This is a genomic window from Brucella sp. NBRC 113783 (assembly GCF_040372265.1).
GTDB lineage: Bacteria > Pseudomonadota > Alphaproteobacteria > Rhizobiales > Rhizobiaceae > Brucella > Brucella teleogrylli.
Window position 1 is genome coordinate 82,523 of the sequence record NZ_BAABRX010000001.1, and the last position, 26,768, is coordinate 109,290.

The following is a 26,768-nucleotide window of genomic DNA, read 5'->3' on the forward strand; positions in this document are numbered from 1 at the left end:
GAACTATCGCAGGACGCGAATGACCGTTCTGTCCGATAGATGCGGCAAGAGGCGCGCCATGTCGGCGCGCTTCAATGCGATACAGCCCTCCGTCGGTGTATAGCCCGGCCTCGCCAGGTGGAAGAAAATGGCGCTGCCGCAGCCGCGGCGGCGCGGCAGGATGTTCCAGTCCATGACGATGCAAACATCGTAAAGCTCGTCCTTGCGCCACATATCCTCGTGACTGGCCCTGTAAGGCAGCGGCACCGGCCGGTTATAGTTGCGGTCGCCCGGCGCATCGCACCAGCCATCCAGACGGCGGATCTGGCGCAGAGGCAGCCGTGACGATGGCAGGTTGCCCTTGTCACCGCGACAATAACCATAAAGCAGACGCATGGCGGCCAGAGGCGTTGCACCATCGCCCTCGCGCTTGAAAGCGCTGATGCCGCCCTTGCCAAGCGCGCATTCCAGCACCAGATTGCCAGCAGTAAGCAGCCCACGCGTTTTGTGGCCCGGCTTGGCCCGAACATTGATGATGCCGACCCCACGGCCTCCTTGGTATCTGGTCACGCTGCCGTCTCCATTTTCAGTTTTCGGGCAAAATATGTTTACACTTCGCCCCTGAGGCGTGCGAAAGCCTGATTCGCGTTTCGCCGCTTCAACTTCTGGCCATTAAGTGTCATAAAACACGAAGAGCCATATTTAAATCAAAGAGTAACGAGGACAGGCATGACAGGCCGTACAATTCTGATTGTGGATGACGACGAAGATCTCCGCTCCATCCTCGTCGAGCAGCTTGAGCTGTGTGAAGAATTCCAGATTCTGCAGGAAGACAACGCCACCAAGGGCATTCAGACGGCCCGCAATGGCATCGTCGATCTTCTGATCATGGATGTGGGTCTGCCGGACATGGATGGCCGCGAGGCTGTCAAGCTTCTGCGCAAAGGCGGCTTCAAGTCCCCGATCATCATGCTGACCGGACATGACACCGAATCGGACACGATCCTCGGTCTCGAATCCGGCGCGAACGACTATGTCACCAAGCCGTTCAAATTTGCCGTTTTGCTTGCCCGCATCCGCGCGCAATTGCGCCAGCATGAACAGAGCGAAGACGCGACCTTCACGGTCGGCGCCTATACGTTCAAGCCGGGTCAGAAGCTGCTGATCGACGAGAAGGGTGCAAAGATTCGCCTCACCGAAAAGGAAGCGGCGATCATCAAATATCTCTATCGCGCTGGCGACAAGGTCATCGGTCGCGATGTGCTGCTGGAGGAGGTCTGGGGCTATAATTCAGGCGTGACGACCCATACGCTTGAAACCCATGTCTACCGTCTGCGCCAGAAAATCGAGAAGGACCCATCCAACGCGACGCTTCTCGTCACAGAAAGCGGGGGATACAAGCTTGTCCCGTGATGGACAGCGCCCGATGCAGGTGTATTGACACTCTATGGCGCTAGACGACGATATTCGCATTCTGGGCACGGTGGGCCTGTTCGAGTCATTCACTCCGGAACAGTTGCGCCTCCTTGCCTTCGGCGCCGAGCGGCTTGTGCTGCGCGCGGGCCGCGAGCTTTTTCGTGAAGGCCAGAGCGCGGACTGTGCCTATATCGTCGTTTCCGGCAACATTACCCTGTTTCACGACGCTGATGAGGGGCGGATATCGATCCGCCCCGTTGGCCCCGGTGCGATGCTTGGTGAGATGGCTCTCATCGCCCAGACATCACGCCTGACCGGCGCGGTTGCCGAAGCGGAAACCGAAGTGATCCGCATCAGCCGCTCAATCTTCCGGCGCATTCTGGAAGAATACCCGGAAGTGGCAGCCTCCCTGCATGGTCATATCAGCCGCAATCTTTTGGAGCTGATCGGCGAGATCGAGAAAGTCGCGCCCCGCCTGACGAATGGCGACTGACTTCGAGAGCGCGGACGGAAATGTCCGAAACTGTTTCGGATAAGATAGGCGCCAAAGAACGAGTTAAACCGGCTAAAGCGATCCGACTTTCACTGAACGAACTCCAGCTGTGAGTTCGGTAGAGGTTGTCCACTCCGAATTAAAACGCTCCATCAGTCCCTCGGTCGAAACGCGACAACCTACCGAGGCTTCAAAGCGAGCGGAATTCTTGCTCTGAAAACGAAAGCGCCGATTTGATACAATCAAACCGGCGCTTCTTTTTTGCTTAGGGTATGTTTTGCCTATCCAAAATGAATGGGAAGCAGTCTCGTCCGATTTTCCCTGCAAGTCCTTCCGATTTACCGGAAATGCTTCCGAGCAACCTTTGCTAAGGTCTCGCAATAACCGATTCCCCGACAACGCCCTGTCCGTCCGATGCATTGCGACCTGACGTCATTCCTCGCCCGATGGCAAAAGAAGTAAACCACAAGCCCAGCGTCAGCATCGAGATGGAGCGACAAGAAGAGCCTGTTGGGGCTCTTCTTGTTATGCTGATCCTACCAGTTCACCTTGAAACCTACGTTTCCTTTGACGGCATAGCTGTCAGCAAAGTGGTTGAGCGAAGTGTTCACGGTGCCTTCGCCATAGACGGAGTATTTATTATCCGCCCAGGCATAGGTGCCACCGAAACCAATGCCCGCCCATGTACGGTCCCGGTCGGCTTTCATCCGGGTGCCGCCATAGTTGATGCTCGTTCCACCGAGGAACTCCTGATAGAGGTTGGCGATGCCATACACATTGGCATTGACCATGCGGCTATCCGCTCCCTGCCAGCTATTGGCGTAGTTGGCGGCAAGCCCGAGACGACCGTTGAGGCTGTTGCCGTCACGATTGCTGACAGTCGCGCCGTAGCTATCCGAGAACGTATCGAAATCGACCGATGAGAACATCAGCTGAGCCTGCGGCGTCAGCGACCAATTTTCATCGATATCGAAACGCTTTCCAGATTCCACGCTTAACGCATAACCGAAACCATTATTGTCGTTCGTCAGCCCGTTGTTGCCGCCGCCAAAGCGAAGGTCGGTTTTGTACCAGTTGGCCTGCGCCTGTCCATCGACATAGAAACCGTCATTGCCATACCAGGTAATGGTTCCACCGAGACCCCAGCCTTGGGTGTTCAGCTCGCCACCACCGTTGACATCGTCGAAATTGCTCGCCGTTCTGGCACGACCATTGCCGTATTGACCGGTAATGCCTGCGATCAACCGACCGCTCTCATCCTCATAGAACTGCCCATCGACACCAGCCTGCATGATGACAGTATTGATATCCTGCTGCACATGCCCGGCAGTCGTATTCGGCTCCAGACGGTTATGCGCTCCTTCGATACGTGCCCAAATGGCCCGATCATCCGTCTCGCCAGCCTCCGAGGAGCCGCGAAGTGATCCTGACTTGTTAAGGTAACGATCCCCGCGGCGCTGCTGCAATGTTGGCAGTTGGTTCAGTGCCTGCATGCTGGCAGCATAAGACGTATATACCGGAGCGGCGGGACTAAACCGGGATGGTCCACTTGGATTGCTCGGATTCTCAGGACAACCATTCGGATCATCACAAGCCGGCGGATTAGGGCCATCCGGATCGTTTCTGGTGTACTGGCTGACAAGATACCAATCGTTGGTGTTTGAACCGCTCGCATCGCCCTTCTGCAAGGTATAGGCATATGCCGAGGAGGTGAGTATTGCCTGCTGCCCATCCTTGGTCGTGTAATCACCTTGAAGATTGAATGTGCCGCCCGAGTTCCCCGCGATATCGATCAGTTCGATACCATTTACCGTCGCGGCACCAAGCCCTCCCCGGTTCTTGACCACAACCGATGTCGTTCCGGAAGTATTGCCGCCGACTTTCATCTGGTCCGTGGTGGAGTTATCCGCACCCAGCACGGTGCTCATGACAAGCGTGCCGCCACCAGCATAATCGCCAGCAATGTTAAGCGCAGTACCACCAGTACCGCCGAAATCAACAGTACCGCCGTTTTCCAGTGACCGCATGCCGGTGGCAAAACCGCCTAGATCGAGTGTCGCTCCGTTGGCCACGGCATAGGCTGATGTACCGCTGAAGGCATCTTTCGCGCCTTGCACCAGCGAGCCGCCATTGACAGTGGTAACACCGGAATAGTTGTTTGTACCCGACAGCGTCAACGTACCGTTCTCGTTTTTTACGAGACCGCCTGTACCAGAAATCTTACCGGAAAAATTGGTGCTGAAGTCCTGATTGAGTGTCAGGATTCCGCTACCGAGCTGGATATCACCGTCACCCTTGTCGTCTTTATTGCCGACGAGACCACCGATGGTTTGGTTGAATCCAGCAAGATCGAGCGTGGCACCTTTTTCCACGGCCACACGGCCTGCGCCGAACGCAGTGTCCGCGATGCCGGCTTGCGCCGTCCCAATCTCGACAGTCAGACCACCAGAAAAGCTATTGCTTGCATCGAAAACTGTGGTCCCGGTGCCGCGCTGGATAACTTCACCGTTGCCACTGATCGAATGCTGGAAATGAAACCCATCCGAACGATTGAATACGAGCGCAGTGTCAGCAAGCAGACTACCATTCAACTCGACATCCGTATTCACCGCGCCCTCGTGGCCACCATTGCCCAATTGAAGAGTGCCAGCGGTTACCGTTGTTGTACCACTATATGTCGCATCCTTCGTCAGAATCAGCGTGCCAACGCCTGTTTTGGTCAAGCCCGCGCTTCCTTGCAAAACGGTGTCGATTGTGGCCTTAACGGTCGGATCGCTTCCCGCACCGACCTGTATAAACGGCGCCGTTCCATTAACTCCTTGAACCAGATTGAGCGGTCGACCGTTGATGTGATAATTATCGGTCTCAAACACCAAGCCCGCTGCATTTACGCCACCCGCTTGATCGTCAATGGTTACTGTTCCAGCGGCTGCTCTGAAGACCGCGACTGATCCGTCAGCCCATGGGTCATTGACGGATAGGCTTTGAATATCTTTCCAATTGGTGTCCGCGATGTTCCAGGTTCCGTCACCGCCGTGGACTCCACCACCATCGTTTGTATTGGAACCATCCCAAACAACAAACGACATGCCCTTCATATTGACGAGATTGATCTGACCGGGATTCGTGTCCTCAATCTTCCAGTCGGCCGAATTGGCGGCGGCGCCATCAATTGTACCCAATTGGAAAGTGCTATAGGCGTTCGTTTGACTGGGATCATAATTAAAAATGCGATAGATACCGGGTGCCGCACCCCCGCTGGTACTAACGTCGAGTTTTCCGTTAAGGGTGAGGTTGCCCGTAACGTTGAACATCTCCTGATTGAAAGTTGTTGCACCAATATTGACATCAACGGTGCTATTCGCATCGACGGTCAGATTGCCGTTTATAGTCAGCGTTGTGCCAACCATACCTGCCAGCTTTCCGCCAGTCACAACATTCGTATTGCCGACTGTGCCAGCGCCTGCCAGCGTTCCACCGCTGTTGACGATGACACTACCACCAAATTGGTTGCTGTTGACCACCAAGGCGCCTTCGTTCACGTTGGCAGAACCAGCAAAGCCCGACGCATTGGCGCTTTGATTGAGGATCAGGCGACCGTTACCTGTTTTAGTGAAAGCAGTACCTGCGTCGCCCGTCAGTTTTCCCGTAAGCGTTAAGTCCTTCAATGTGTTCGTTTGGAACACACTGTCAATGCCCAAAACCTGAACATCGTGGCCCAGCACAACAGCCGAATCCGGCAACAGCGTGCCACCATTCATTATTAGGTCACCTGAGCCCAGGACCCTATCAGAGTAAAGCTTGAGGACACCCTTCTCGAGTTCAGTGCCGCCCGTATAGGTATTGCTCATATTGGTGAGCACGACAGTTCCGTCGCCGTCAATCACCACCTGGCCGTCGCCTTGAATCATGTTGGTGAAATCAAAAGAGGCATCGTTGTGATTGATGATAAATTTTGCATCTTGGGCGATGTTAACGGTGCTTTGAGGATCCAGACTACCGGCTGTTGTGTTCTGGCCAAGCTGAAGCGCGCCCGCCTGGATGTCAGTTACACCAATGTAGTTGTTGGTGCCAGTTAGCGTCGTTTTCCCCGTGCCTTTCTGTGTAACACCGCCATCACCGCTAATCGTCTGGCTCACAACAAGATTATCGTCGGTTCGATTGAAAGCCAGCGATGCACCACTGGCAACCGTAACATCCGAAACTGCACCGAGTTCTCCCACCGTGCTACCGTCACCAATCTGCAACGTGCCCTCTTCGATTGCGATCATGCCGGTATATGCGTTGAGGCCTGTCAGAGCGAGCGTTCCCGCGCCGGTCTTTTTCAACGCTCCGGTGCCGTCCAAATCGTTTGTGAGCGTGAAGATATTGGCCGCATCATCAATATCGAATGTGCCAAATGCAGAATTCAGCGCGAATTGACGGTTCGATGTATCGTTGTCCGTTCCCGCTATACGCAATGTTCCGCCGTTAAAAGTGACACCGCTGGTTATGTCGCCGAGAGCCTGATCAAGTTCTACCGACATAATACCGTCGTTCAGGTCAGTCCCGCCCGTGTAGGTGTTGGCGATTGAACCCAGAGAAACCGTGCCCGTCCCTTTCTGAACGACCTTACCGCCGCCGGTAATCGTGCTGCCGACCGTTATTGAACCATTGCTATCAAAAGCCAGGATGCCTTTTTCTGCGGCGCTTGGACCGGTATTGACGGAGGTGCCAGCGGTGCCTAATCCGCCGCCATTGCCGATCGTCAAGGTGCCGCCATAGATGGTCCAACTCACATCGCTGGCCGCCGTCAGCGTCCAGTTGCTGGTGTCCCGTTTTTCGAAGGTAGTGAACCCTTGATAGGTTCCTGAACCATCTATTTTGGTCGACAGGATTCCGTCGAAGGTACCAGCGGCAGCTCCACCGAGTATGAACGTATTGGTCGTTCCGGCGTCGGCGAAAACGCCTCCGATAATGGTGGAACCATTATGGAGTTCCAGCGTGTTGGTGCCGCTCGTGAAGTGTACGCCGTAGCCATTTTTTCCGTCCGCCGCAGTGCCGGCACCATTTGCTCCCTTAGCGCCACCATTACCTCCTTCAATGGTGCCGCTATTCACAACCATCAGGTTCGAGCCATTGATACCGTCACCGCCGGCACCGCCATCGCCGTTGCGCCCCGCGGTTGTCCCCGCCAGTGTTGCGCCGCCATCGCCGCCATCACCACCCGCGATCACGCCCGTATTGGTAATCGTTGTATTATCGCCCCTGACACCGTCGCCACCTCTGCCGCCAACGCTCTGGTTCACGGTGAGCGTATCGAGTAGCGGTGTCAGCGCATCTCCGCCCTTGCCACCTTTGCCACCCGTGATCGCACCGGAATTATCGACGCTCGACTGAGCCCCTCCCGCAACTGAAAGCGTAACCACCCCGGCGCCCCCGGCACCACCATTGGCTTCGGTATTTATATCCGCAGCGTTTTTGACCCATTGCGACCCCCGACCGGCCTTGCCACCTGCACCGCCAGTAATGGTCGCGCCCTGTTCATTCGTCACCGTAGCAACACCAAAGACGCCTGCGCCACCAACGCCGCCATTGGCCCCATTTTCGTCGATGGCTGATCGGCCATTTTGAATCACGGTCGGGTCCGTGTCCCCTCCTTCACCACCCGCGCCACCGGTGATGCTCCCTGATGCCTGGTTCACAACTGCTGAATCAGGTCGAGCCTGAGAAGGATTACCGCTTGCGCCATAAATACCCGCGCCGCCGTCACCACCATTGCCAGTGTTCCGGCCAACTCCTGCCGATAACGAAGCCGAAAAAGATGTTCCGCCCTTGCCACCGTTTCCGCCAATAATCACGCCTGTAGCGGAGTTCGTGACAGTTATCCCGTCACCATTCATCCAGATGCCTAGGCCGCCGCCACCGCCATAGCCACCGCCGCCCATACCCTCTGCGTTCACTAAAATACTACCGATATGTGACCACTGTTGCCGCCGTTACCGCCATTACCACCCGTAATCGTCGTATGGTTTGTAACAGAACTATTGCCAGCAATGATCAGGGCATAACCACCAGCACCACCGCCACCCCCGCTACCGTCGCCATTGGGGGTAATGTTTGCATCCTGTCCGTCACCGCCATTGCCCCCTAATCCGCCGGTAAGGGGGGTTGTGTAATCGTCTCCGTTAGCGCCATCCTCCTTGTCATGCGTTCCGCCCAGGCCGCCATCGCCGCCTTGCGCTCGTCCCCCGCCTCCGGCACCATGCCCGCCCAGGCCGCCTCCGGCACCGCCACCTCCACCTCCCACCCCGGCGTCAAGAAAGCCCGAAGGTTGCACTCCATCGGTTCCCGGCTGGCCAGGCGATCCACCGTCACCAGGTTGACCGGTGCTACGAATCCCTTCCCCGCCTCGCCCACCCACTGTCTGGCCAAGAGCTGGCAAGACGGGTGAGAACAATAAGGCCGCCAAAATAAGTGCCTTTGGGAGCGCCACACTTGAACGGAGATTTAAATTAAGTATTTTTAATTTAGAAAAATGATATACACTGAATCTGCGGCGATAATTTAACATCTCAATTCTCTTAAATAATACAGTTTCTAGCTTTTTCTCATATTTAAATAAAAATTCAATGAATAATTTGAATTTTTATTATATTAAATAAATCTAATAATGAATATTATATTCATCAAGGACGAATCCAATCTATATTTATTTTCGGGAATATGCTTTCTATTTCCCCATTTTCAAAACGCATTGAGAACGGCGAGATAGCACGCCCCAGGAGAGCGGATTTTTCGGGAATCATCGTGCCGGTTTGCTGACGGCTGGATCAGCTTTTGATCAGCGCGCATTGTCTCCGGTATCGATCAATTTTCAGCGCAACTGGCAACTCCGTCAAAGATTATGTCGTTCCCAACAGTTGCTGCGTTTCGTTTTAAAATTCATTGTTGATGCGCATTGTAAAACATGAGGTTAATTCAATGGCAAACACTATTCAATTTACTAGTCCCCCACTTAAAGTAACTGATGTCTCAACAGCAGATGTACCAACAACAACGGATGGGTCAATCAAGTTCGAGCTCATAACAAATGATGGCACAGGCGGCGCGTCAATGGACGTCTATGTCAGCCTCTCGCCCCGTTCAGTTGCGGTTTTAAAAAGCGACGGAAGTTTTGCGGACTATGACGACGGAGAGACTGGCTACAAGCTCACTTCCGGGGCGGACGGCAAGTTAGAATTCTATTATGCTAGTCATACCCAAGCAATCATCGAACCCATTGTCCGCCTGTGGAACGAGCGCGCGGAGCTGCCAGCCAACATGCCGCCACACCTGGTCTTTATTGATAACTCGAAATCCATAGATGCAAAATGGGGGCCTGTAGACGCCACGCAGAATGAGGACGGCAAGCTCGTGGTCGCTGCGAGTCAGGATTTTGTTAGCGTCACACTGCCACAGACATGCACAACCGACTATGGCAACCGGCCTGAGGCGCTAGTGGCACTGCAGGTGAATGATGATATCTACGTCAAAAGCATGAGGGAACTCAGTACCGAAGGCTTTAAAATACCGCCTGACACATTGAGATACGACACTTATAACTCATTTGTCTATATGATTTATAACGCATTGGCGGCTGAAAATGGAATGATCCTCGCACTGTTGACGGTTCGAGCCGATGACGTCAATCCGCCAGCAGCTACGCAATACCGCAATCTGGATAACGCAGCATATCTGGCAAATCACACCGGTGTCATTAACGATGCGACCATCACCAACAATTTCTCAATTAAAATACCGGCGCTAGGAGGAAGCCTGCCCTTTGTGAAAGGTGATATTCTGAAGATAAAGTGTTACGTTAATGCCTATCATTATGAAACGATGGAACCCAATTCCAACGTAGTTGAGTCGGACGATCACACACTTGACGGTAGTGACTTTAATGGCGAGCTTATAGTGCCAATTCCCGCGCCCAGATTTGCTGGCTTTTGTGCTGGACAGGATACGGGAATACATTTGGGCACGGTCAGGGTTGACTATGTAATCAGAGACCCAAACACTAATAAAACAAAGGCCATGCCGAAGCATACCCCAGAGCTCGCAATCAACGTGGGACTCGGCAGATCACACAAACAATAAGCGATCTTTCCAAGCACATCGCATTTTCTGTGAAATAAGAAATTTCAGTATATGGGGTGGCGCTCGGAAAACAACCACAGTGTTGATTCTAGTTCCATCGTGACCGGGCATTTCACACAGAACTGAGATATGTCTTGTTGAAACAGACAGGAACCCAGTCGGTTTGCATTGGGTGCGTTTTAAATACTTTGCCGAACGACGATCTGAAGGCAGGTGCGTCATTTGACAGTGATGCATATGAAGACAGCCTTCCTCTAAGCCCAGACACATACTGCGCCAGTTGAATTGTCAGTTCGGATGGAATTGGCAAGTTTTTCCGTTTGTTCAAAATCAGGAGAGCAGGATGAGACAGTTCATTCTCACTCAAAACAACAATAATTTGCATTACATGGCCAGCACACCGGCTTGCGGTTTTGCTTTTCCAGCGAATGAATTCGTCGATCTTGCCGTCACCTATAAGGACAGCTTTCATACGCCATTGGCTGGCAGAAACCTCGTGTGGCAGCTTGCCGAAGGCGAAGCCACGCTACGCCACCAGGCGACGCCGGTCGGCAGCGACGGCAACGGCGTCAATTCCATCCAGGTGACGCTTGCCGATCCGAGTGCGAACGCAACCATCCGCCTGGCCGTCTGGCCGGAAGATGAACCGGAATCCAAGCTCGAATTCGAATGTCTCTTCGGCGCGCCAAAGTCTGCTCCGCCGATTGGCGCGGGAAACTGGCTAAAAATTCTCTACCCCGGCGACGACCCAAAATATCTCGCCCCCATATCCCTCGCCCCAGATGCAGGCGATATAAACTACCTGGTTTTCTACGCTGACCCCTATGGAATTCCTATAGAAAGCAAAGAAATAATTATTACTTCTGTACTTGGTCAGAGTACAATAAGTAATAATACTAAAATCCGCCTTGGTCAATTCTACACCCATTTTAAAGAAGTAGACCAATATTCTCCCGGAGAGTGGATCACGACCGCAAAAGTAGATGGTAAAGAAGATAATTCAAAAAATCTACTTATTGATCAAAATATAGTTATAAATCAGGTTATTAATTTTTGGCCTATTAACAATTCTGTACTATATCCTGGTTATTCCTACGACCTAAAGACACTTCACACGGCTGGAAATGGATTTGTCTTAAGTCGTCGTGAGATATTGTGGAGTGTAAATACCAGATTACCCGATGGTGTCGAGGTCCGGATTGAGCCGGCATCCTTAAAGGAAGATCACATAGGCACTGCCATTTCATCAATTACTGTTCCATATGTTGTCTATGGAATGGATGATCGGATCACCTTGAAAGTTGGCTTAGTTGGAATGGAAGAATCGGACATTGTCATCTTCGACTACCCGACCTTCAAGATCGGCGGGCCGCGCTTTGTTCAGGTTGCACCGCTGCCAGACAACGAGAATATTTTTGACCCGCACAATTCCTACGCGTTCCAAGTTAAAGTGACCGACGAGAATGGGATCGCGCCAAGTGGCAATTTCAGCGTTACTTGGGAAGCCTCTGTAAAGGGAGAGGGAGAGGCACGTTTTCCCGAGCTTATTACCGAGCTCCAAAACGGTTTGAGCCAAAGTGACATCCACTTTAGCAATATGCCACAAGGTGTAGTTCAGAATATCGACGTTACCATTACACCATCGGAAGGCGCCCCCTACAAGGCGTCGTATCAGGTAGCCGCCAACGTCATCGCACCGGTCTCACCTACGACCACCGACCCGCTGGCTGTCGGAATTGAACAGGCTGTTAAGGTTAGCGTGACCGATTACAAGGGAAATGCTGTGCGCTATCGCACGCTAAATATCGCCCCCAACTCTGATATCAAGGTTGGTTCCAGTGCTGCAACAGACTTTGACGGCATCGCGACCATACCGGTAACTGCGTCCGCCGCGCTTACGACACAGTTATCCATTTCCGAAGGGCCAGATTGTGTTCCCACAACGGTCAAGCTCACCTTTGGTGAAAACAAACCCAAAATAACGATTGATCAGCCGGATCCGCAAACGATCCGTTACGATACCGATGTTACGGTAACTGCGACATATACGGATAGCCGCGGTCCTGTTCCCAGCAGCCAATTGAAGCTCGACCTGACCCTTGCCGATGGAAGCCCAGTAGCACCCAATTTATCGTGGAACCCGTTTGCAAACACGGATCCATCTGGAAAAGCCTCGTTCTGGTTTCACTTGTCGACCGTTTCGGGCCCTCCCGCCTTCGATGTCTCCCTAAAAGCAACAGTCAAGACAGCCGACGGCTCGGTTGTTTCCGAAACTGCACTATTCACATTCACGGGTCCAGCGCGACACAACAACCTCAAACTCCTGCAACCCAACAACAACTCCTCCCAATCGCTCGACACAAATACCATCATCATCGTGGAATTGTCTACGGAAAGCGGCAAGAAGCTAAATAACTACCCAATCAAGTGGAACCTGCCTACAGACGGCGTCACAATCAAACGGCAAGACGAACTTACAAGGTCGTATGGTACAGCCATTGCTATAATTGAGGTAACCAAGGCACAATCCCTTCCCTTTACCGTGGAAGCCACGCAAGCAGATGCTACTTGCCCGATCCAACTGAACTTTGGGGTAGATGATTACCAGGGCACCGCTCTGGCCCATAACAAGCGCTATGCGCATAACCCGCCCAGGCGCCAGGACGTCGATCCACTCGATGAGAGCCAAATCATCACGTACACCTATACCTATGTCAAGAATGGCATTCCTCAACCCGGCAAGTTGATAGATTGGACTGTCGAAACAATGATGCCGGGCATGCAGTTCTTCGACGAGAAGAACACAGAGTTGTTCGTCGACAACGACGCTCATATTATTCCCACAAAAACCGATCAAAACGGCAAGACCATCCTAAAAATCGGCTCTCTGACCGCGTGTGTCGCCACCGTCAGGGCTTGGCCGAACGAGAACAATGAAGCGCTTGTTCAGTCGAGCGAATTCGTCATAGCCACATTTCTTGATGTAACTTATTACGACCAATTCCATCAGGTTGAGTATGAACCTCAACCAATTGATTTAACTGGCAAATATGCATATGATCACGATGGCTTCACCCTACAAGTGCCGCCGGGAAGCGTTGGAGAAGAATACAAAAAGGTTGTTTTCTGGATCAATAGTCGTACTGCGGATAACTCTCAGGAGAATATAGTAATCACGAGCTACGAGGAAGCCGTCGACGGTTCGGTTGTTGTTCCGTTCAAATATCTTACGCCAGACATTGATGGGCAGCCTTCGAACATCTTTTCCTATATGCTCGTGAACACTACCGGCGCTGGCTTCCAGACAAGGCCCGTATTACCGGAGGTAATTAGCTCGGCCCCGAATCATCCCGCTCCGGGCGTGACTCGAACACTGGCGGCTCCATATCTGCGACAGCATGCTAGCATAATTAATTTCCCTGATATCGTTGACGGATTGGATATCTTTGTGGATATCGACTCTGATAAAACATTAATTGGAAAAACAATCACCCTGATCCTTTACCTAAACAAAAAGGGTGGTGGATATGGAAATAGATTACAACAAAGAAGGAAAATAGCCGGAAGCGACATCAATAACAAGCAATTAGTATTTAATTTTGCTTTCGATGACGTTAAAGGATACGATAAAGGAACGCTGGAGTCCGACTATAATATAGATGATACTTGGTCGAAAGCCTTTGGCCCCATCGAGATTGATACCGTCGAACCCTAATAGTAGCGAGTTCAATATCGGTGTCGTTGTTAGCACGGCGGCACCGATAAGAAAGAAGACGATTTCGCGGCGATGTATATGCCCGCCTCCACAACATTTTAAAACGTGGACACTGGCTGAAATCGCTGAAGCGATTATGGAGTGCTTGAGGTGTCGGCTTAGAAAACAGAACAGCTGTCCGCCGAGCTTTAGTTAGGGCTCATCGACTAAAGCACCTATACAAATGTCAGATCAACGCAGCCGCGCACTTTTTTGGCCTCGGCCACTTATCATCAGCTTCATGTCAATGAAAATTAATTGAATTAAAGCTAGAGCGCGTCCATTGAACGCGGAATCGCGTTGGGGATTCCCTTGGTCGCCGAATTCTGATTCCATCGCTCCGACGGGTGATTTGGTTGGAGGCAATATGACCCGGGCTTTCAGTGATGATCTGCGTAGCCGCGTTCTGGCTGCGTCACGGGATGGCATGTCGGCGCGTTCAGCGGCAGCCCGATTTGGGATTGGGATTTCAACAGCCATCGCCTGGATTGCGAGTGCGCGGGCAGGTCTGTTGGCCCCGGCGAAGCAGGGCAGACGCGGCGGCTCACGCCTGGATCCTCACGAGGGCTTCATCTTCGGCATGATCGAAGAGGCGAAGGACATCACGCTCAACGAGATGGTCCGGCGATTGCATGAGGAGAGAGCCGTATCGATCGGCCGCAGTGCGCTTGACGTCTGGCTGCGAAAGCGCGACTGGACTTTCAAAAAAGGACCGCACATGCATTGGAGCAGGACCGTCCTGACCTGCTGAAGCATCGCCAGGACTGGTTCGACGGCCAGCTCGATCTCGATCCAGCGCGCCTCGTCTTCATTGATGAAACCAGCCTGAGCACGAAGATGTCCCGGCTTCGCGGGCGCCCCCCTTGCGGAGATCGATGCCGTTCACCGGTCCCAAACGGCCATTGGAAGACAACGACATTTACCGGTGCACTCAGACTATCCGGCATGACATGGCCCTCGACGGCGCGATGAACGGCGTCCCATTCCAGGCCTATGTCGAACAGGTTCTCATTCCAACCTTGGTGACCGGCGACATCGTCATCATGGACAACCTGCCGTCACATAAGGCGCAGGGCGTGCGTCTTGCAATCGAAGGTGCTGGGTGCCGCTTGCTCTACCTTCCTCCATACAGTCCAGACTTCAACCCCATCGAGAAGGCCTTCGCCAAGCTCAAGGCCGTCTTGCGCGCCAAAGCCGAGCGGACCGTCCAGGGCTTATGGAATACTGTCGGCCAGATCGTCACGCTGTTCGAACCACAAGAATCCGCAAACTACTTCAAATCCTGCGGATATAACCCCGAGTAAAGTGGACGCGCGCTAATTTAGCTGAATTTCATTTAAATATACAGCCAATTGAATTAAAATTGTTCCCATCGGTATTAAAATCTTGAAAAAAAGAGAGTAATATGATGAAATTGTTTCAGTAAAACTGAATACAATACACTAATAAATTTCACACGAGCATAAACAAAACATTCTTATTGGGTGTCTGCAATGAAATGGGAACAAATTTATGAATCTATGCAATCCGCTGATGATGCTGGGCAGCTTCTGGAGCACATAGACAACTATGCCAAACAGCGCGGGTTCGCACATGTGTCCTATATCATGCGCGTTCCACTGCTCAATGGCGTGGTGAAATGGCTCAGCTTCGGCTCTCTGCCGCAAGAGTGGGTAGATCATTACGCTTCAAAAAAATATGCGGAGGAAGATCCGCTTATTCGTAAAGCATTAAACAGCATCGAGCCGCTGGTCTGGTCGGCGAAACTATACGCCGAGGCGCCTCAAATCTGGACGGATGCGCAGAGTTTCGGCTTCAAGGTTGGTATTTCGCAGCCTTGCTGGGCCGCGCAGGGCGTATTCGGCATGCTGTCTTTCATCAGAAGCGATCCGCCGTTAGCTTCCGGCGAAATCGCCACGTTGCGTCGTCAGATGCAGATTTCGGCCAATTTGCTTCATCTGTCCATGTATGAACATCTTGATGTTCCAACCATGAACTGCGTTTCCGAAGTGAACCTGACGGCGCGTGAAAGGGAAATCCTGCACTGGGCCAGCGAGGGCAAAACATCGGAAATCATCGGCGCAATTCTCAATATCTCAACCCGTACCGTGAATTTCCATATCAGCAACGTGCTGACCAAACTTGTTGCGGTGAATAAAGTTCAGGCGGTCGCGAAAGCCCGCACCTTCGGCCTTCTCTAATCTTATTCTATCCCCTCAGTCTTTCGGCGGCTTGGCCCGAAGGACAAATCCAAAATTTCCCCCCAAATTTTGAAAGAATATCTGTAGACGAATAGAGCAGGTTTTGCCGCCTGCAAATCCTCCGCGCGCCCCCCTGGCAATTCGCTGAACCTACAGATCAATCATCCTTTCGATCCCGATAGCATCCAGAAACGCCTGATCGTGGCTGACGACAAGCAGTCCGCCTTCATAGTCGTTCAGCGCTACCTCCAGCGCCTCGATGGAATCCAGATCGAGATGATTGGTCGGCTCATCCAGGATCAGTAGTTCCGGCTTCTGCGTTCCACCCAACACACAGGCCAGTGCTGCGCGCAGTAATTCACCGCCGCTCAGTTCTCCGGCAAGCCGGGACGAAGCTTCGCCGCGAAATGAAAAACGCGCCAGCGCTGCGCGGGCATCATTGTCATTCGCATCCGGATTGAGATGCCGGAAGTTCTCATAAAGCGTGGCTTTGCGGTCCATCAAGCTCATCTGCTGGTCGAACATAGCGATCGGCACGAAACACTGCACGCGCCCCGCAACCGGCAGCAATTCCCCCGTGACAAGCCGCAGCAGTGATGTCTTGCCCGCGCCATTCGCACCGCGTATGGCAATGCGCTCCGGTCCGACAATCTTCATCGAAAAATCGCGTATGACGGGCGTGTCCGGTCGCGGCCCGCCCGACACGCTCTCCATTTGCAGAAGGACGCGCCCGGAAGGAAGCGCCTCGCGCTCGACGCTGAAGCGCATCGGCTTGACTGTTTCGACCAGCGTTTCAGCTTCTCTCAGTTGCGCCGCAGCCTTCTCCATATTGCGATCCGCAAGCGCCTGACCTTTGCCGCCGGTCTTCTGCGCCCGATCCTCACGCGCATCGAGTGTCATTTTGCTTATGCCGCTATCGGCACGTGAATTACGTCCACGTGAATCACTGCGTGCCTGACGTTCGGCTGCGTCCTGCGCCTTGCGTTGAACCTGTTTCACATCGCGCTGGGCAAGCTGAAGATTGCGAGCTGCGTTGTCCCGTTCTTCCTGCTTCTTGTCGTGATAAAAATCCCAGTTGCCGCCATAAAGATGCAGGCCACCTTGTGAAAGTTCGGCAATGCCATCCATGTTTCGCAACAAGGCGCGATCATGGCTAACGACAATTGCTGCCCCGCGCCACTCTGCCAGCATAGTCATCACGGCCAGACGGCCATCATGATCGAGGTTGTTAGTCGGCTCATCCAGAAGAATGATATCAGGCTGATGGAAAAGAAGGGCGGCGAGAGCGGCGCGCGTCCGCTGCCCACCGCTGAGCGTTGCAAGGGGTGTCTGCGGTTCAAGCGTCAGCCCGAAGCGCTGCAAGGCATCGGCAAAGTGCTGCGGCAACAGCCAGTCCGCTTGTTCAAAGTCGTTATCCGACCCCAGCCCGGCTTCAATGCGCGAAAGCATGGTGAACGCTGCGGAAAGGTCGAACAGATCGGCCAGCGCTCGCCCGCCGTCAGTCACAATATTCTGTTGCAGAACACCGAGCCTGCCGTTGCGCGTGACCGCGCCGGAAGTCGGCGCCATGGCGCCGCTCATGATATTGAGAAGCGTGGATTTACCCGCACCATTGCGCCCGACAAGCCCAATACGGCCTTCGGTCACGCTGAAATTGACGGATTCGAAAAGCGTGCGGCCATCAGCCGTGATGCAGGAAACGTCCTGAAGTGTGAGAGGAGCAGTCATTGCGAACCATGGAAACATTGAAAACACTGGTTGGTTGATACAGTGCTGCCTGATCCATCGTTCTTCTCTCCTTGTTTAGACTGCTCCCAATATAGGGACTGTTACGAAATCAATCCAGATCAAATGTCGCGATAACAGGGACGTGATCTGACGGCCGCTCCCAGCCGCGCGCATCGCGCAAGATTTGCAAGCCCTTCATATGGACCTCCAGATCAGCGGAACCCCAGATATGGTCGAGGCGGCGACCACGATCCGATTCATCCCAATCCTTGGCGCGATAACTCCACCAGGTATAGATTTTCTGATCCGCTGGAATGATCTGGCGCATGAGGTCGCTCCAGCCGCCCTTGACGCGCAGGTCTTCCAGCGTCTCGGTCTCGATCGGCGTATGGCTGACGATCTTCAAAAGCTGCTTATGCGACCAGACATCGTTTTCCAGCGGCGCGATGTTGAGATCGCCCACCAGGATCGACGACAATCCGTCCTGCCTGTCCGCCACAATGGCCCGCATTTCTTCCAGAAAGCCGAGCTTATGGGCAAATTTCGGATTGATTGCCGGGTCCGGCTCATCGCCGCCGGCTGGCACGTAGAAATTATGGATGCGGAGCTTCTTGTTTCCAGCTTCGACGACAGCACTCAAATGGCGGCAATCGCCCATATCGCAAAAGCCGATCTTCTCGACGCCGGACAACGGACGGCGCGAGATGGTCGCAACGCCGTGATAGCCCTTCTGGCCGCTGATCGCGATATGCTCATAGCCGAGCGCGCGAAACCCCTTGGAGGGGAACTGATCGTCCGGGCACTTGGTTTCCTGAAGACACAAAACATCGGGCTGATAGTCGCGCAGAAACTGCTCGACCAGCGGCATGCGCAGGCGCACGGAGTTGATGTTCCAGGTAGCAACGGAAAAAGCCATGGGGGAAGGACTCGCAGCAACGAAAAAGATGCCGCGAACCTAACCATTTATCGCGCAAATGCAAACGGCTTGCAGACCATAAACTGGCGATTACGGACGCTTGCGCTTCATGGCGATGCGCTGATAGTCGATCTTGAACATGTCGTCGGTGAAGCGCACACCGCTGCGCACGTTGAAGATCATCACCGTGGTATCGAGCTTCTGGGCGTCGGTGATGGTCCACTGCTTCAGCTCATAGGACTTCGGATCGAACATCATGGTGATTTTCGAATCGCCGAAGATCGACTTGTCGCCGAGCACCAGCGTGGTCATGTCCGGTTCCTGCTTCACGTTCTGCAAACGACCGCCGCCGAGATCGATGCGATCCGCCAGCAACAGCTTGAGCGGCGTCTTGGAAAGCGGATAGAGATCCCACGTATCCAGCTTGCGATTGTTGATAACGACGGACTCGCCGTCGGCAATTACACGGATTGGCGAGTTGTTGTAGTTGAAGCGGATCTTGCCCGGACGCTCGATATAGAAAGTGCCGCCGGTCTGGTCGCCTTTCGGCCCGAACTGCACGAACTCACCCGTCATGGTGCGTACCGATGAAAAATGGTCGGCAATCTGCTGCGCCGCCGCACCGCTGCCTGCGCCCTGCGCCATCGCAGCAACAGGTGCCAGAACAAGCGATGATACGCCAAGACCAAGCGCTCCCATTCCCAGCACGGCGGCAAGACGGCCAGCTTTTACCAAGGCTGAAAAACGGGAGAACATCATCAATATACTTTCTCTTTTCATCATTCTGTTTAACTACGCCGCCAGTTTGGCGCGAGTATGGCGCGCTGCTGCACTCGGCTTAGAAGTCATCGTCACCGGTCGGCACCAGAATTTCGCGCTTGCCGGCATGGTTGGCGGGACCGACAATCCCTTCGTCTTCCATACGCTCGATAATCGAGGCAGCGCGGTTATAACCAATGCCGAGACGACGCTGGATATAGGACGTGGAAGCCTTCTTGTCGCGAAGCACTACGGCAACGGCCTGATCATAAGGATCGTCGGAGTCTTCCAGATTGGAGGTTCCAGCCGGTCCGCTGCCGCCCTCGTCATCCTCTTCATCCTCAGTGATGGCATCCAGATATTCCGGCACGCCCTGAAGCTTCAGATGCTGCACGATGCGCTCCACTTCGTCGTCGCCGACGAAAGGCCCGTGCACGCGCTGGATGCGACCGCCGCCCGCCATGAAGAGCATGTCGCCCTGACCGAGCAGCTGTTCAGCGCCCTGCTCGCCCAATATAGTGCGGCTGTCGATCTTCGACGTCACCTGGAAGGAAATACGGGTCGGGAAGTTGGCCTTGATCGTGCCGGTGATGACATCCACCGACGGACGCTGCGTCGCCATGATGACATGGATACCGGCGGCACGCGCCATCTGCGCCAGACGCTGCACCGCACCTTCGATATCCTTACCTGCGACCATCATCAGGTCGGCCATTTCGTCGATGATCACGACGATATAGGGCATTGGTGCCAAATCCAGCTCTTCGGTCTCGTAGATCGCTTCGCCGGTATTGCGGTCGAAGCCGGTCTGCACGGTGCGCGCAATCGGTTCGCCCTTCTTTTGCGCCAGACCCACCCGCTGGTTGAAACCGTCAATATTGCGAACACCGACCTTCGACATTTTGCGATAGCGGTCTTCCATTTCGCGCACGGTCCATTTGAGCGCGACAACCGCCTTCTTCGGATCGGTCACAACGGGCGTCAACAGATGCGGAATGCCGTCATAGACGGAAAGTTCCAGCATCTTCGGGTCGATCATGATCAGGCGGCATTCCTGCGGCGTCATGCGATAGAGCAGCGACAGTATCATCGTGTTGATCGCCACCGACTTGCCGGAGCCGGTCGTACCGGCAACGAGGACGTGCGGCATCTTCGCGATATCGGCAATCACCGGCTCGCCATTGATGGTCTTGCCGAGCGCCAATGCCAGCTTCGCCTTGGAATGTTCGAAGTCGCGGCTGGCCAGCATTTCGCGCAGATAAACCATTTCGCGCTTCGGGTTCGGCAATTCGATGCCGATGGCGTTGCGGCCCGGAATAACGGCAACACGCGCCGCAATCGCGCTCATCGAACGGGCGATATCGTCGGCAAGGCCGATCACGCGGGAAGACTTGATGCCCGGCGCTGGCTCCAGTTCATAAAGCGTGACCACCGGTCCGGGTTTCACATTGATGATTTCGCCGCGCACGCCGAAATCTTCCAGCACGCCTTCAAGCAGACGGGCATTCTGCTCCAGCGCATCCTTCGACAGAGCGGGATCACGTTGAACAAGCTTTGGTTCGGCGAGGAAATGCAGCGATGGCATTTCAAACACGCCCTTGTCCTTGAGGAACGACGGCTGCGCCTCACGCTGTGCGCGAGCGCCCGGCTTGGGCGACGGCGCGGCCTGTTCGACACGCGCCTTGCGGCTGCGTGCTGGCGGCGCATCGTGCCATTCCTGACCGGCCAGCGGCACGTCGTCCATGCCGTCATCCATCGGATCATCCATGTGGAACGGCGCTTCGTCCGCCGACGGCCCACCGAAGCCCGGCTCACGACGTCTGCCCGCTTCCGCACCGTTACGCGTTTCGGCACTGCGGCGCACGGCGCGCATGTCGCCGAAATCCTCGTCGCGGGACTGGCGGCGACCAAGCCCGGTCAGACGCTTGAAGTTGGCTGTCGTTGTCAGCACGAGATGGGTCAGCGCACCAATGAACTGGAAGCCGCCGCCTGCGGTTTCCTCGTCATCCTCATCGATGAAATCTTCCTCCGCCCGTCCGCGCTGCACGGGCTGAACCGGATTGATGATGCCACGGCCAATAATGCCGCTTGCAAAAAGGCAGAGCCACAAAGCGGGAACGGCGAGAACCAATGCAATGGCCGAAGCGATTGCGCCCTGCGGGAACTGGCCAAGGAACAGGCCGGGCAGGCGCAGCACCATATCGCCAAACACACCGCCAAGACCGATCGGCATCGGCCAGCTTTCCGGCACGGCAAAGCAGCTTGCAATGCCGGCAAACAGAAGGGCAGCGCCGATCCAGGCAAAGCTGCGCTTGGCAACGCGGCCAATACCGCCGCGCGTCATCATCAGAAGCGACCACACGACCAGCGGCAACAATGCAGGAACGCTCGCCAGACCAAAAAACTGCATGGCGAGATCAGAGAAGACAGCGCCCGGATAGCCAAGCGCATTGGTCACCGGATTGTCGGTTGCATGGCTGAAGCTTGGATCAGCCACATTCCAAGTGGCCAGTGCACCAACTGCCATTGCCGTCAGCGACAGAAGCGCCAGACCGAACAATATATAGAACTGCCTGCGGAAGATATTGGTCAGGCGGAGCCTGTCTTCCGTAATCCGCTCGTCACGCAGCGGGTATGAGGGCGAATATCCTTGCCGCATATAGCCAGTCCCGAACCGAAATTTCTGCTGTCGCCCATAACGGAATAGCTATGGGCAGAATGAATCGGTCCGATCCTAATCCGGCGATGGTTAATTCCCCATTAACCATGGGTTTTCTTCTTATAAATGAAAAAAGGCGCGGTTTCCCGCGCCTTTCTCCTTCTTGGGAGAATTGTTCTTACTGAACAGATTCGCCGTGCAAAGAGATATCCAGGCCTTCGATTTCAGCCTGCTTGCTTGGACGCAGTCCCATCACGGCCTTGATCACATAAAGGATGATGGCCGTCGCGACTGCGGTATAGACGATGGTGATTGCCGCACCGAAGAACTGCTTGGCCATGGAAGCACCTTCGCCGAGCGAATTGATGGTGGTGTCTGCGAAGAAACCGGTCAAAATCGCACCCACGAAACCACCGACGCCATGGACGCCGAACGCATCGAGCGAGTCGTCGTAGCCGAGCGCATGCTTGATCTTGACGGCTGCGACGTAGCAGATCGCACCGGCCACGATGCCGATGATGAGCGCGCCCATCGGATTGACGAAACCGGCAGCAGGCGTGACGGCGACCAGACCGGCCACAGCACCCGAAATAATGCCAAGCACGCTTGGCTTACCCGCAATTGCCCATTCCACGAACATCCAGGCCAGAGCCGCACCGGCGGTCGCAACCTGCGTGTTGAGCATGGCGACACCGGCGAGAGCATTCGCACCGACAGCCGAACCGGCATTGAAGCCGAACCAGCCCACCCACAGAAGGGCAGCGCCGATGACCGAGAGAACGAGATTGTGCGGCGCCATGTTGGTGTGACCATAGCCGTCGCGCTTGCCAAGGATGAGTGCAGCCACCAGACCGGCAACACCAGCATTGATGTGAACGACCGTACCGCCGGCGAAATCAAGCACGCCGTCCGACGCGAGGAAACCGCCGCCCCAGACCCAGTGCGCGACCGGGATATAGACGATGAACAGCCACAGGGTCAGGAAGACCAGCATGGACGAAAACTTCATGCGTTCAGCAAACGCGCCGGCGATCAGCGCGGGCGTGATGATCGCAAAGGTCATCTGGAAAGTGATGAAGACATATTCCGGAATGGTGCCGGTCAGCGATTCCATCGTGACGCCGGAGAAGAAAGCCTTGGAAAGACCACCGATATAAGCGTTCGACGAACCACCGTCGGTGAAAGCGAGCGAATAGCCGGCGACCATCCACAAAACCGACATGAGGCAGGTGATGGCAAAGCTCTGCATCACGGTGGACAGCACGTTCTTCTTGCGCACCATGCCGCCATAGAACAGCGCAAGGCCCGGGATGGTCATCATCAACACGAGCGCGGTTGACGTCAGCATCCAGGCCGTATCGCCCGTATCGAGAGTGGGCGTGGGAGCCGCAGCAGGCGCTGCGTCCTGTGCCATCGCCATTCCAGCCATGGCGACCAGCGCAGGCAAAGAGGCCAAAAGAGCTGCTGGCTTGATTCTTCCTGTTATGAGCATCGAATATCTCCGTCGAATGGCGGTTTCAAACGCGTATGCGCTGGAAAGACCGGTTCGAACCAAGAGAAACAAAAATCGTGCCAGTTGCAGAAAGGCGCGGCGCAAAATGTGATTTTTTTGTGAAGTGGGTCGTTGCGGCTTCCGGCAGCCCCGCAAAGCCGGGCTTTTTGTGCCGGAGGTTTAGGCAAATTCAGGCTAAGTGATTCTAGCGATTCATCTTTTCAGCGCCATGCCCGAGCGCTGAACTTGGCTGAAAACCGTCGAATTGCATAATATTTATACAGAAGGCATTGGTGTGGTTAATATTTAATCATTCTTTGTTTTCATGCACACGAATTAGTCCTTCCTGTGCAACGGAAGCCACCAGAATGCCGTCGCGCGTATAAAGCGAACCGCGATTGAACCCGCGCGCGCCCGAAGCGCTCGGTGTGTCCTGCGTATAAAGCAGCCAGTCATTCAGCTTGAACGGACGATGGAACCACATCGCATGATCGAGGCTTGCCGCCTGAAGATCGCGGTCGAAGATCGAGCGCCCATGCGGATGCAGCGATGTGTCGAGCAGCGTCATGTCGGAGAGATAAGCGAGGATCGCCGCCTGAAGCGCGCGATTATCAGGAACAATACCATTTGCGCGCACCCAGACATGCTGCGCAGGCTCCAGCTTCTCGCGCGAGAAATAATGCGTCAGCTGCACCGGCTTGATCTCGATGGGACGCTCCTGTTCCCAATATCTGCGAACATTGGCCGGAGCGAGATGCAGATATTGCTCCTTGATGTCGCGGTCGCCCAGCAATTGCTCCGGCATCGGCAGTCCTTCGGGCATGGCGATCTGGTGGTCCAGACCGCCCTCATCCACCTGAAACGACGCCGACAGCGTGAAGATGGCCTTGCCGTGCTGCTTGGCCAGCACGCGGCGGGTGTTGAAGCTGGAACCGTCGCGAATGCGATCCACCTCATAGATGATCGGAATCGCCGGATCGCCGGGACGCACAAAATATCCATGCAGCGAATGCACATGCCGCGCAGGCTCCACGGTGCGCTGCGCCGCGATCAGCGCCTGGCCGATCACCTGACCGCCGAACACGCGCTGCCAACCCACTTGCGGGCTGTTGCCGCGAAACAGGTCCATCTCCAGCGTTTCCAGATCGAGTATCGACAGCAGCTGCCGCATGGAAGCCGTCTGGCCTGCGCTCTCATCTGAGACAGATGTAAGATCGGACTGCTGATATTCGGACTTTTCGCGATCGGACATGGACAGCCTGGCTCCTGCGACCATATATGAAGCTAATAAACTTGAGGCTCATGTTTGTTCCTGCCGGTCGAAATCTGTCAAGTGGCCCGGAGGCTTTTCGGATTCGGTCGGTGTGCCTCACAGTGCCGCGGCAAAATATCGGCTTCACTCTTGCCGTATTTGTGCCAGAAGCGCACAAGCATGGTATAGGCTTTCCGAAAAGGACGAACCGATGGCTGCGACTTCCAGACAGACAAGCACCCGCAACACCGACCTGCTGATCGCCGGTGGCGGTTATGTTGGCCTCGTCACGGCGGTTGCGGTCAAGTCGGCGGCGCCACATCTTTCCGTCACCGTTGTCGATGGCGCGCCCGCCGGTTCGTGGAAAACCGACCCACGCGCCTCGTCCATCGCGGCTGCCGCATCACGCATGCTCGACAAGCTCGGCTGCTGGCAGGAAATCGTGCCCGATGCGCAGCCAATTACCGAAATGGTCATCACCGATTCGCGCGTATCCGACCCGGTGCGACCCGTTTTCCTCACCTTTGCAGGCGATGTGGACCCCGGCGAGCCTTTCGCCCATATGGTTGAAAACCGCATTCTCAATACTGCCCTGCACAACAAGGCCGATGCGCTGGGCATTACCTTTCTCGAAGCAACCAGCGTGAATGGCTTCGAAACCAAGCCGGAAACCGTTACCGTTTCGCTTTCCAATGGCGACGCCATCGAGACCCGCCTTCTGATTGCCGCCGACGGTGCGCGCTCCCGTCTGCGCGATCAGGCGGGCATCAAGACCGTCAACTGGGACTATGGCCAGTCGGGCATCGTCTGCAACGTATCCCACGAAAAGCCGCATGGCGGACGCGCCGACGAGCATTTCCTGCCTGCCGGACCCTTTGCCATTCTGCCGCTCAAGGGCAATCGCAGCTCGCTGGTGTGGACCGAACGCACCGCTGACGCCGACCGGCTGATCCGCGAAGATGATTTCGTTTTCGAAGCCGAACTGGAACAGCGCTTCGGGCATCGTCTCGGCGCGCTGCATGTCGAAGGCCCGCGCCGCGCCTTCCCGCTTGGCCTGACGCTGGCGCGCGAATTCGTGAAACCGCGCTTTGCCCTTGTCGGCGATGCGGCGCATCGCATCCACCCGATCGCGGGACAGGGCCTCAATCTCGGTTTCCGCGATGCTGCTGCCATTGCCGAGGTTATCGTCGAAACGGATCGCCTCGGCCTCGATATCGGATCGTTCGCCGCCCTTGAACGTTACCAGTCCTGGCGTCGCTTTGACACGGTGCAGATGGGCGTGACTACCGATGTTCTCACCAAGCTGTTTTCCAACGACAATCCGGCCATCCGCTCCATTCGCGATATCGGCCTTGGTCTCGTGGATCGCGTCCCGAGCCTGAAATCCTTCTTCATCAAGCAGGCAGCCGGATTGTCCGGCGATACGCCCCGCCTTCTGAAAGGGCAGCCGATCTGACCGCCGCCCCCTAATTGCTGCCTATTCATCGCTGGAAGCCATCGCGAAGCGCCCTATATCCGTGACGGACAATCACCGAGAGGAGCTTCCCCATGGAAAGAAAAGCAATAGCAGTCTGGCAAGGCACGCTGAAGGAAGGCAAAGGCACGCTCAACACCCAGAGCGGCGCACTGAAAGACCTTCCCTATGATTTTAAAGCTCGCTTCGAGGATGAAAGCGGGCGCGCTGGCACCAATCCGGAAGAGCTTCTCGGTGCGGCGCATGCGGGCTGCTTCGCCATGCAGCTTTCCGCCCTTTTGACGCAGAACGGCACCCCGCCGGAAAAACTGGAAGCAACGGCAGCCGTCAACATCGGCCAAGCTTCGGGCGGCGGTTTTGAAATCACCCGCAGCGCGCTGACCCTCAATGCCAAGATTCCCGGCATTTCGGCTGAGGCCTTTGCCGATCTTGCCAAGAAGGCTAAGGAATCCTGCCCGCTTTCGAAGGCGCTTGGCGCAATCGAAGTGACGCTGGACGCAAAACTGGTCTGAGACCACGAAAGG

The 26,768-nt window shown here is 54.9% G+C and carries 16 protein-coding genes and 1 pseudogene; 8 read left to right on the forward strand and 9 right to left on the reverse strand.

Annotation, left to right across the window (positions count from 1 at the left end; all coding sequences use genetic code 11):
* Positions 1-3: 3 nt before the first annotated feature.
* On the reverse strand, positions 4-549 hold the full coding sequence (locus ABWW11_RS00410; RefSeq protein WP_109369935.1) for a L,D-transpeptidase family protein: 546 nt from the start codon (positions 547-549) through the stop codon (positions 4-6).
* A gap of 159 nt (positions 550-708) precedes the next feature.
* Here ABWW11_RS00410 and optR point away from each other — a divergent pair, with 159 nt between their 5' ends.
* Both optR and ABWW11_RS00420 read left to right on the forward strand, forming a co-directional pair.
* Positions 709-1,392, forward strand: a complete 684-nt coding sequence (gene optR / locus ABWW11_RS00415) for a response regulator OptR (RefSeq protein ID WP_078337540.1) — start codon at positions 709-711, stop codon at positions 1,390-1,392.
* Positions 1,393-1,426: 34 nt separating this feature from the next.
* A complete protein-coding gene (locus ABWW11_RS00420; RefSeq protein ID WP_109369936.1) occupies positions 1,427-1,888 on the forward strand; it encodes a cyclic nucleotide-binding domain-containing protein in 462 nt (153 codons plus the stop codon).
* A 536-nt stretch (positions 1,889-2,424) separates the two neighbouring features.
* Here ABWW11_RS00420 and ABWW11_RS00425 read toward each other — a convergent pair.
* Together ABWW11_RS00425 and ABWW11_RS00430 are read right to left on the reverse strand one after the other, a co-directional pair.
* Complete coding sequence (locus ABWW11_RS00425) at positions 2,425-7,815, reverse strand: autotransporter outer membrane beta-barrel domain-containing protein (protein ID WP_283735966.1); 5,391 nt, start codon at positions 7,813-7,815, stop codon at positions 2,425-2,427.
* Between the two features lie 14 nt (positions 7,816-7,829).
* Positions 7,830-8,207: a hypothetical protein gene (locus ABWW11_RS00430; RefSeq protein WP_283735967.1), complete on the reverse strand. Its 378-nt coding sequence runs from the start codon at positions 8,205-8,207 to the stop codon at positions 7,830-7,832.
* A 644-nt stretch (positions 8,208-8,851) separates the two neighbouring features.
* Between ABWW11_RS00430 and ABWW11_RS00435 the strand changes: the two genes are divergently transcribed.
* From ABWW11_RS00435 to ABWW11_RS00450, 4 genes and pseudogenes are all read left to right on the forward strand, one after another.
* Positions 8,852-10,009, forward strand: a complete 1,158-nt coding sequence (locus ABWW11_RS00435; RefSeq protein ID WP_319080538.1) for a hypothetical protein — start codon at positions 8,852-8,854, stop codon at positions 10,007-10,009.
* A gap of 343 nt (positions 10,010-10,352) precedes the next feature.
* Complete coding sequence (locus ABWW11_RS00440) at positions 10,353-13,724, forward strand: hypothetical protein (protein ID WP_319080539.1); 3,372 nt, start codon at positions 10,353-10,355, stop codon at positions 13,722-13,724.
* 406 nt (positions 13,725-14,130) lie between these two features.
* Positions 14,131-15,067: pseudogene (locus ABWW11_RS00445) on the forward strand (IS630 family transposase).
* A 189-nt stretch (positions 15,068-15,256) separates the two neighbouring features.
* Complete coding sequence (locus tag ABWW11_RS00450; protein WP_109369941.1) at positions 15,257-15,964, forward strand: LuxR family transcriptional regulator; 708 nt, start codon at positions 15,257-15,259, stop codon at positions 15,962-15,964.
* A 150-nt stretch (positions 15,965-16,114) separates the two neighbouring features.
* On the opposite strand, the gene ABWW11_RS00455 is transcribed toward ABWW11_RS00450, so the two are convergent.
* The 6 genes from ABWW11_RS00455 to tesB all read right to left on the reverse strand — a co-directional run bounded on the left by ABWW11_RS00455 (position 16,115) and on the right by tesB (position 24,689).
* A complete protein-coding gene (locus tag ABWW11_RS00455; protein WP_124915126.1) occupies positions 16,115-17,692 on the reverse strand; it encodes an ABC-F family ATP-binding cassette domain-containing protein in 1,578 nt (525 codons plus the stop codon).
* 109 nt (positions 17,693-17,801) lie between these two features.
* A complete protein-coding gene (xth, locus tag ABWW11_RS00460) occupies positions 17,802-18,608 on the reverse strand; it encodes an exodeoxyribonuclease III (RefSeq protein ID WP_109369942.1) in 807 nt (268 codons plus the stop codon).
* A gap of 90 nt (positions 18,609-18,698) precedes the next feature.
* The gene (locus ABWW11_RS00465) at positions 18,699-19,367 is read right to left on the reverse strand and encodes an outer membrane lipoprotein carrier protein LolA (protein ID WP_181376106.1); all 669 of its coding nucleotides are present in this window, start codon (positions 19,365-19,367) and stop codon (positions 18,699-18,701) included.
* 79 nt (positions 19,368-19,446) lie between these two features.
* Positions 19,447-22,026: a DNA translocase FtsK gene (locus ABWW11_RS00470; RefSeq protein WP_124915127.1), complete on the reverse strand. Its 2,580-nt coding sequence runs from the start codon at positions 22,024-22,026 to the stop codon at positions 19,447-19,449.
* A 178-nt stretch (positions 22,027-22,204) separates the two neighbouring features.
* Complete coding sequence (locus ABWW11_RS00475) at positions 22,205-23,518, reverse strand: ammonium transporter (protein WP_319080541.1); 1,314 nt, start codon at positions 23,516-23,518, stop codon at positions 22,205-22,207.
* Between the two features lie 310 nt (positions 23,519-23,828).
* On the reverse strand, positions 23,829-24,689 hold the full coding sequence (gene tesB, locus ABWW11_RS00480; protein WP_235942808.1) for an acyl-CoA thioesterase II: 861 nt from the start codon (positions 24,687-24,689) through the stop codon (positions 23,829-23,831).
* 292 nt (positions 24,690-24,981) lie between these two features.
* Here tesB and ABWW11_RS00485 point away from each other — a divergent pair, with 292 nt between their 5' ends.
* Both ABWW11_RS00485 and ABWW11_RS00490 read left to right on the forward strand, forming a co-directional pair.
* Positions 24,982-26,226, forward strand: coding sequence for a ubiquinone biosynthesis hydroxylase (locus ABWW11_RS00485; RefSeq protein WP_109369947.1), 1,245 nt, complete (start codon positions 24,982-24,984; stop codon positions 26,224-26,226).
* A 92-nt stretch (positions 26,227-26,318) separates the two neighbouring features.
* Positions 26,319-26,756 carry an OsmC family protein gene (locus tag ABWW11_RS00490; RefSeq protein WP_109369948.1) on the forward strand — a complete coding sequence of 146 codons (438 nt, stop codon included), beginning with the start codon at positions 26,319-26,321 and terminating at the stop codon, positions 26,754-26,756.
* The last annotated feature ends 12 nt before the right edge of the window (positions 26,757-26,768 follow it).

Excerpts from the sequence above, each read along its gene's own strand:
- ABWW11_RS00475 (WP_319080541.1), bottom strand. The coding sequence starts at position 23,518 with ATGCTCATAACAGGAAGAATCAAGCCAGCAGCTCTTTTGGCCTCTTTG.
- xth (WP_109369942.1), bottom strand. The coding sequence starts at position 18,608 with ATGGCTTTTTCCGTTGCTACCTGGAACATCAACTCCGTGCGCCTGCGC.
- ABWW11_RS00455 (WP_124915126.1), bottom strand. The coding sequence starts at position 17,692 with ATGACTGCTCCTCTCACACTTCAGGACGTTTCCTGCATCACGGCTGAT.
- ABWW11_RS00440 (WP_319080539.1), top strand. The coding sequence starts at position 10,353 with ATGAGACAGTTCATTCTCACTCAAAACAACAATAATTTGCATTACATG.
- tesB (WP_235942808.1), bottom strand. The coding sequence starts at position 24,689 with ATGCGGCAGCTGCTGTCGATACTCGATCTGGAAACGCTGGAGATGGAC.
- ABWW11_RS00465 (WP_181376106.1), bottom strand. The coding sequence starts at position 19,367 with ATGATGTTCTCCCGTTTTTCAGCCTTGGTAAAAGCTGGCCGTCTTGCC.
- optR (WP_078337540.1), top strand. The coding sequence starts at position 709 with ATGACAGGCCGTACAATTCTGATTGTGGATGACGACGAAGATCTCCGC.
- ABWW11_RS00485 (WP_109369947.1), top strand. The coding sequence starts at position 24,982 with ATGGCTGCGACTTCCAGACAGACAAGCACCCGCAACACCGACCTGCTG.
- ABWW11_RS00425 (WP_283735966.1), bottom strand. The coding sequence starts at position 7,815 with ATGGGCGGCGGTGGCTATGGCGGTGGCGGCGGCCTAGGCATCTGGATG.
- ABWW11_RS00490 (WP_109369948.1), top strand. The coding sequence starts at position 26,319 with ATGGAAAGAAAAGCAATAGCAGTCTGGCAAGGCACGCTGAAGGAAGGC.
- ABWW11_RS00420 (WP_109369936.1), top strand. The coding sequence starts at position 1,427 with ATGGCGCTAGACGACGATATTCGCATTCTGGGCACGGTGGGCCTGTTC.
- ABWW11_RS00470 (WP_124915127.1), bottom strand. The coding sequence starts at position 22,026 with ATGCGGCAAGGATATTCGCCCTCATACCCGCTGCGTGACGAGCGGATT.
- ABWW11_RS00450 (WP_109369941.1), top strand. The coding sequence starts at position 15,257 with ATGAAATGGGAACAAATTTATGAATCTATGCAATCCGCTGATGATGCT.
- ABWW11_RS00435 (WP_319080538.1), top strand. The coding sequence starts at position 8,852 with ATGGCAAACACTATTCAATTTACTAGTCCCCCACTTAAAGTAACTGAT.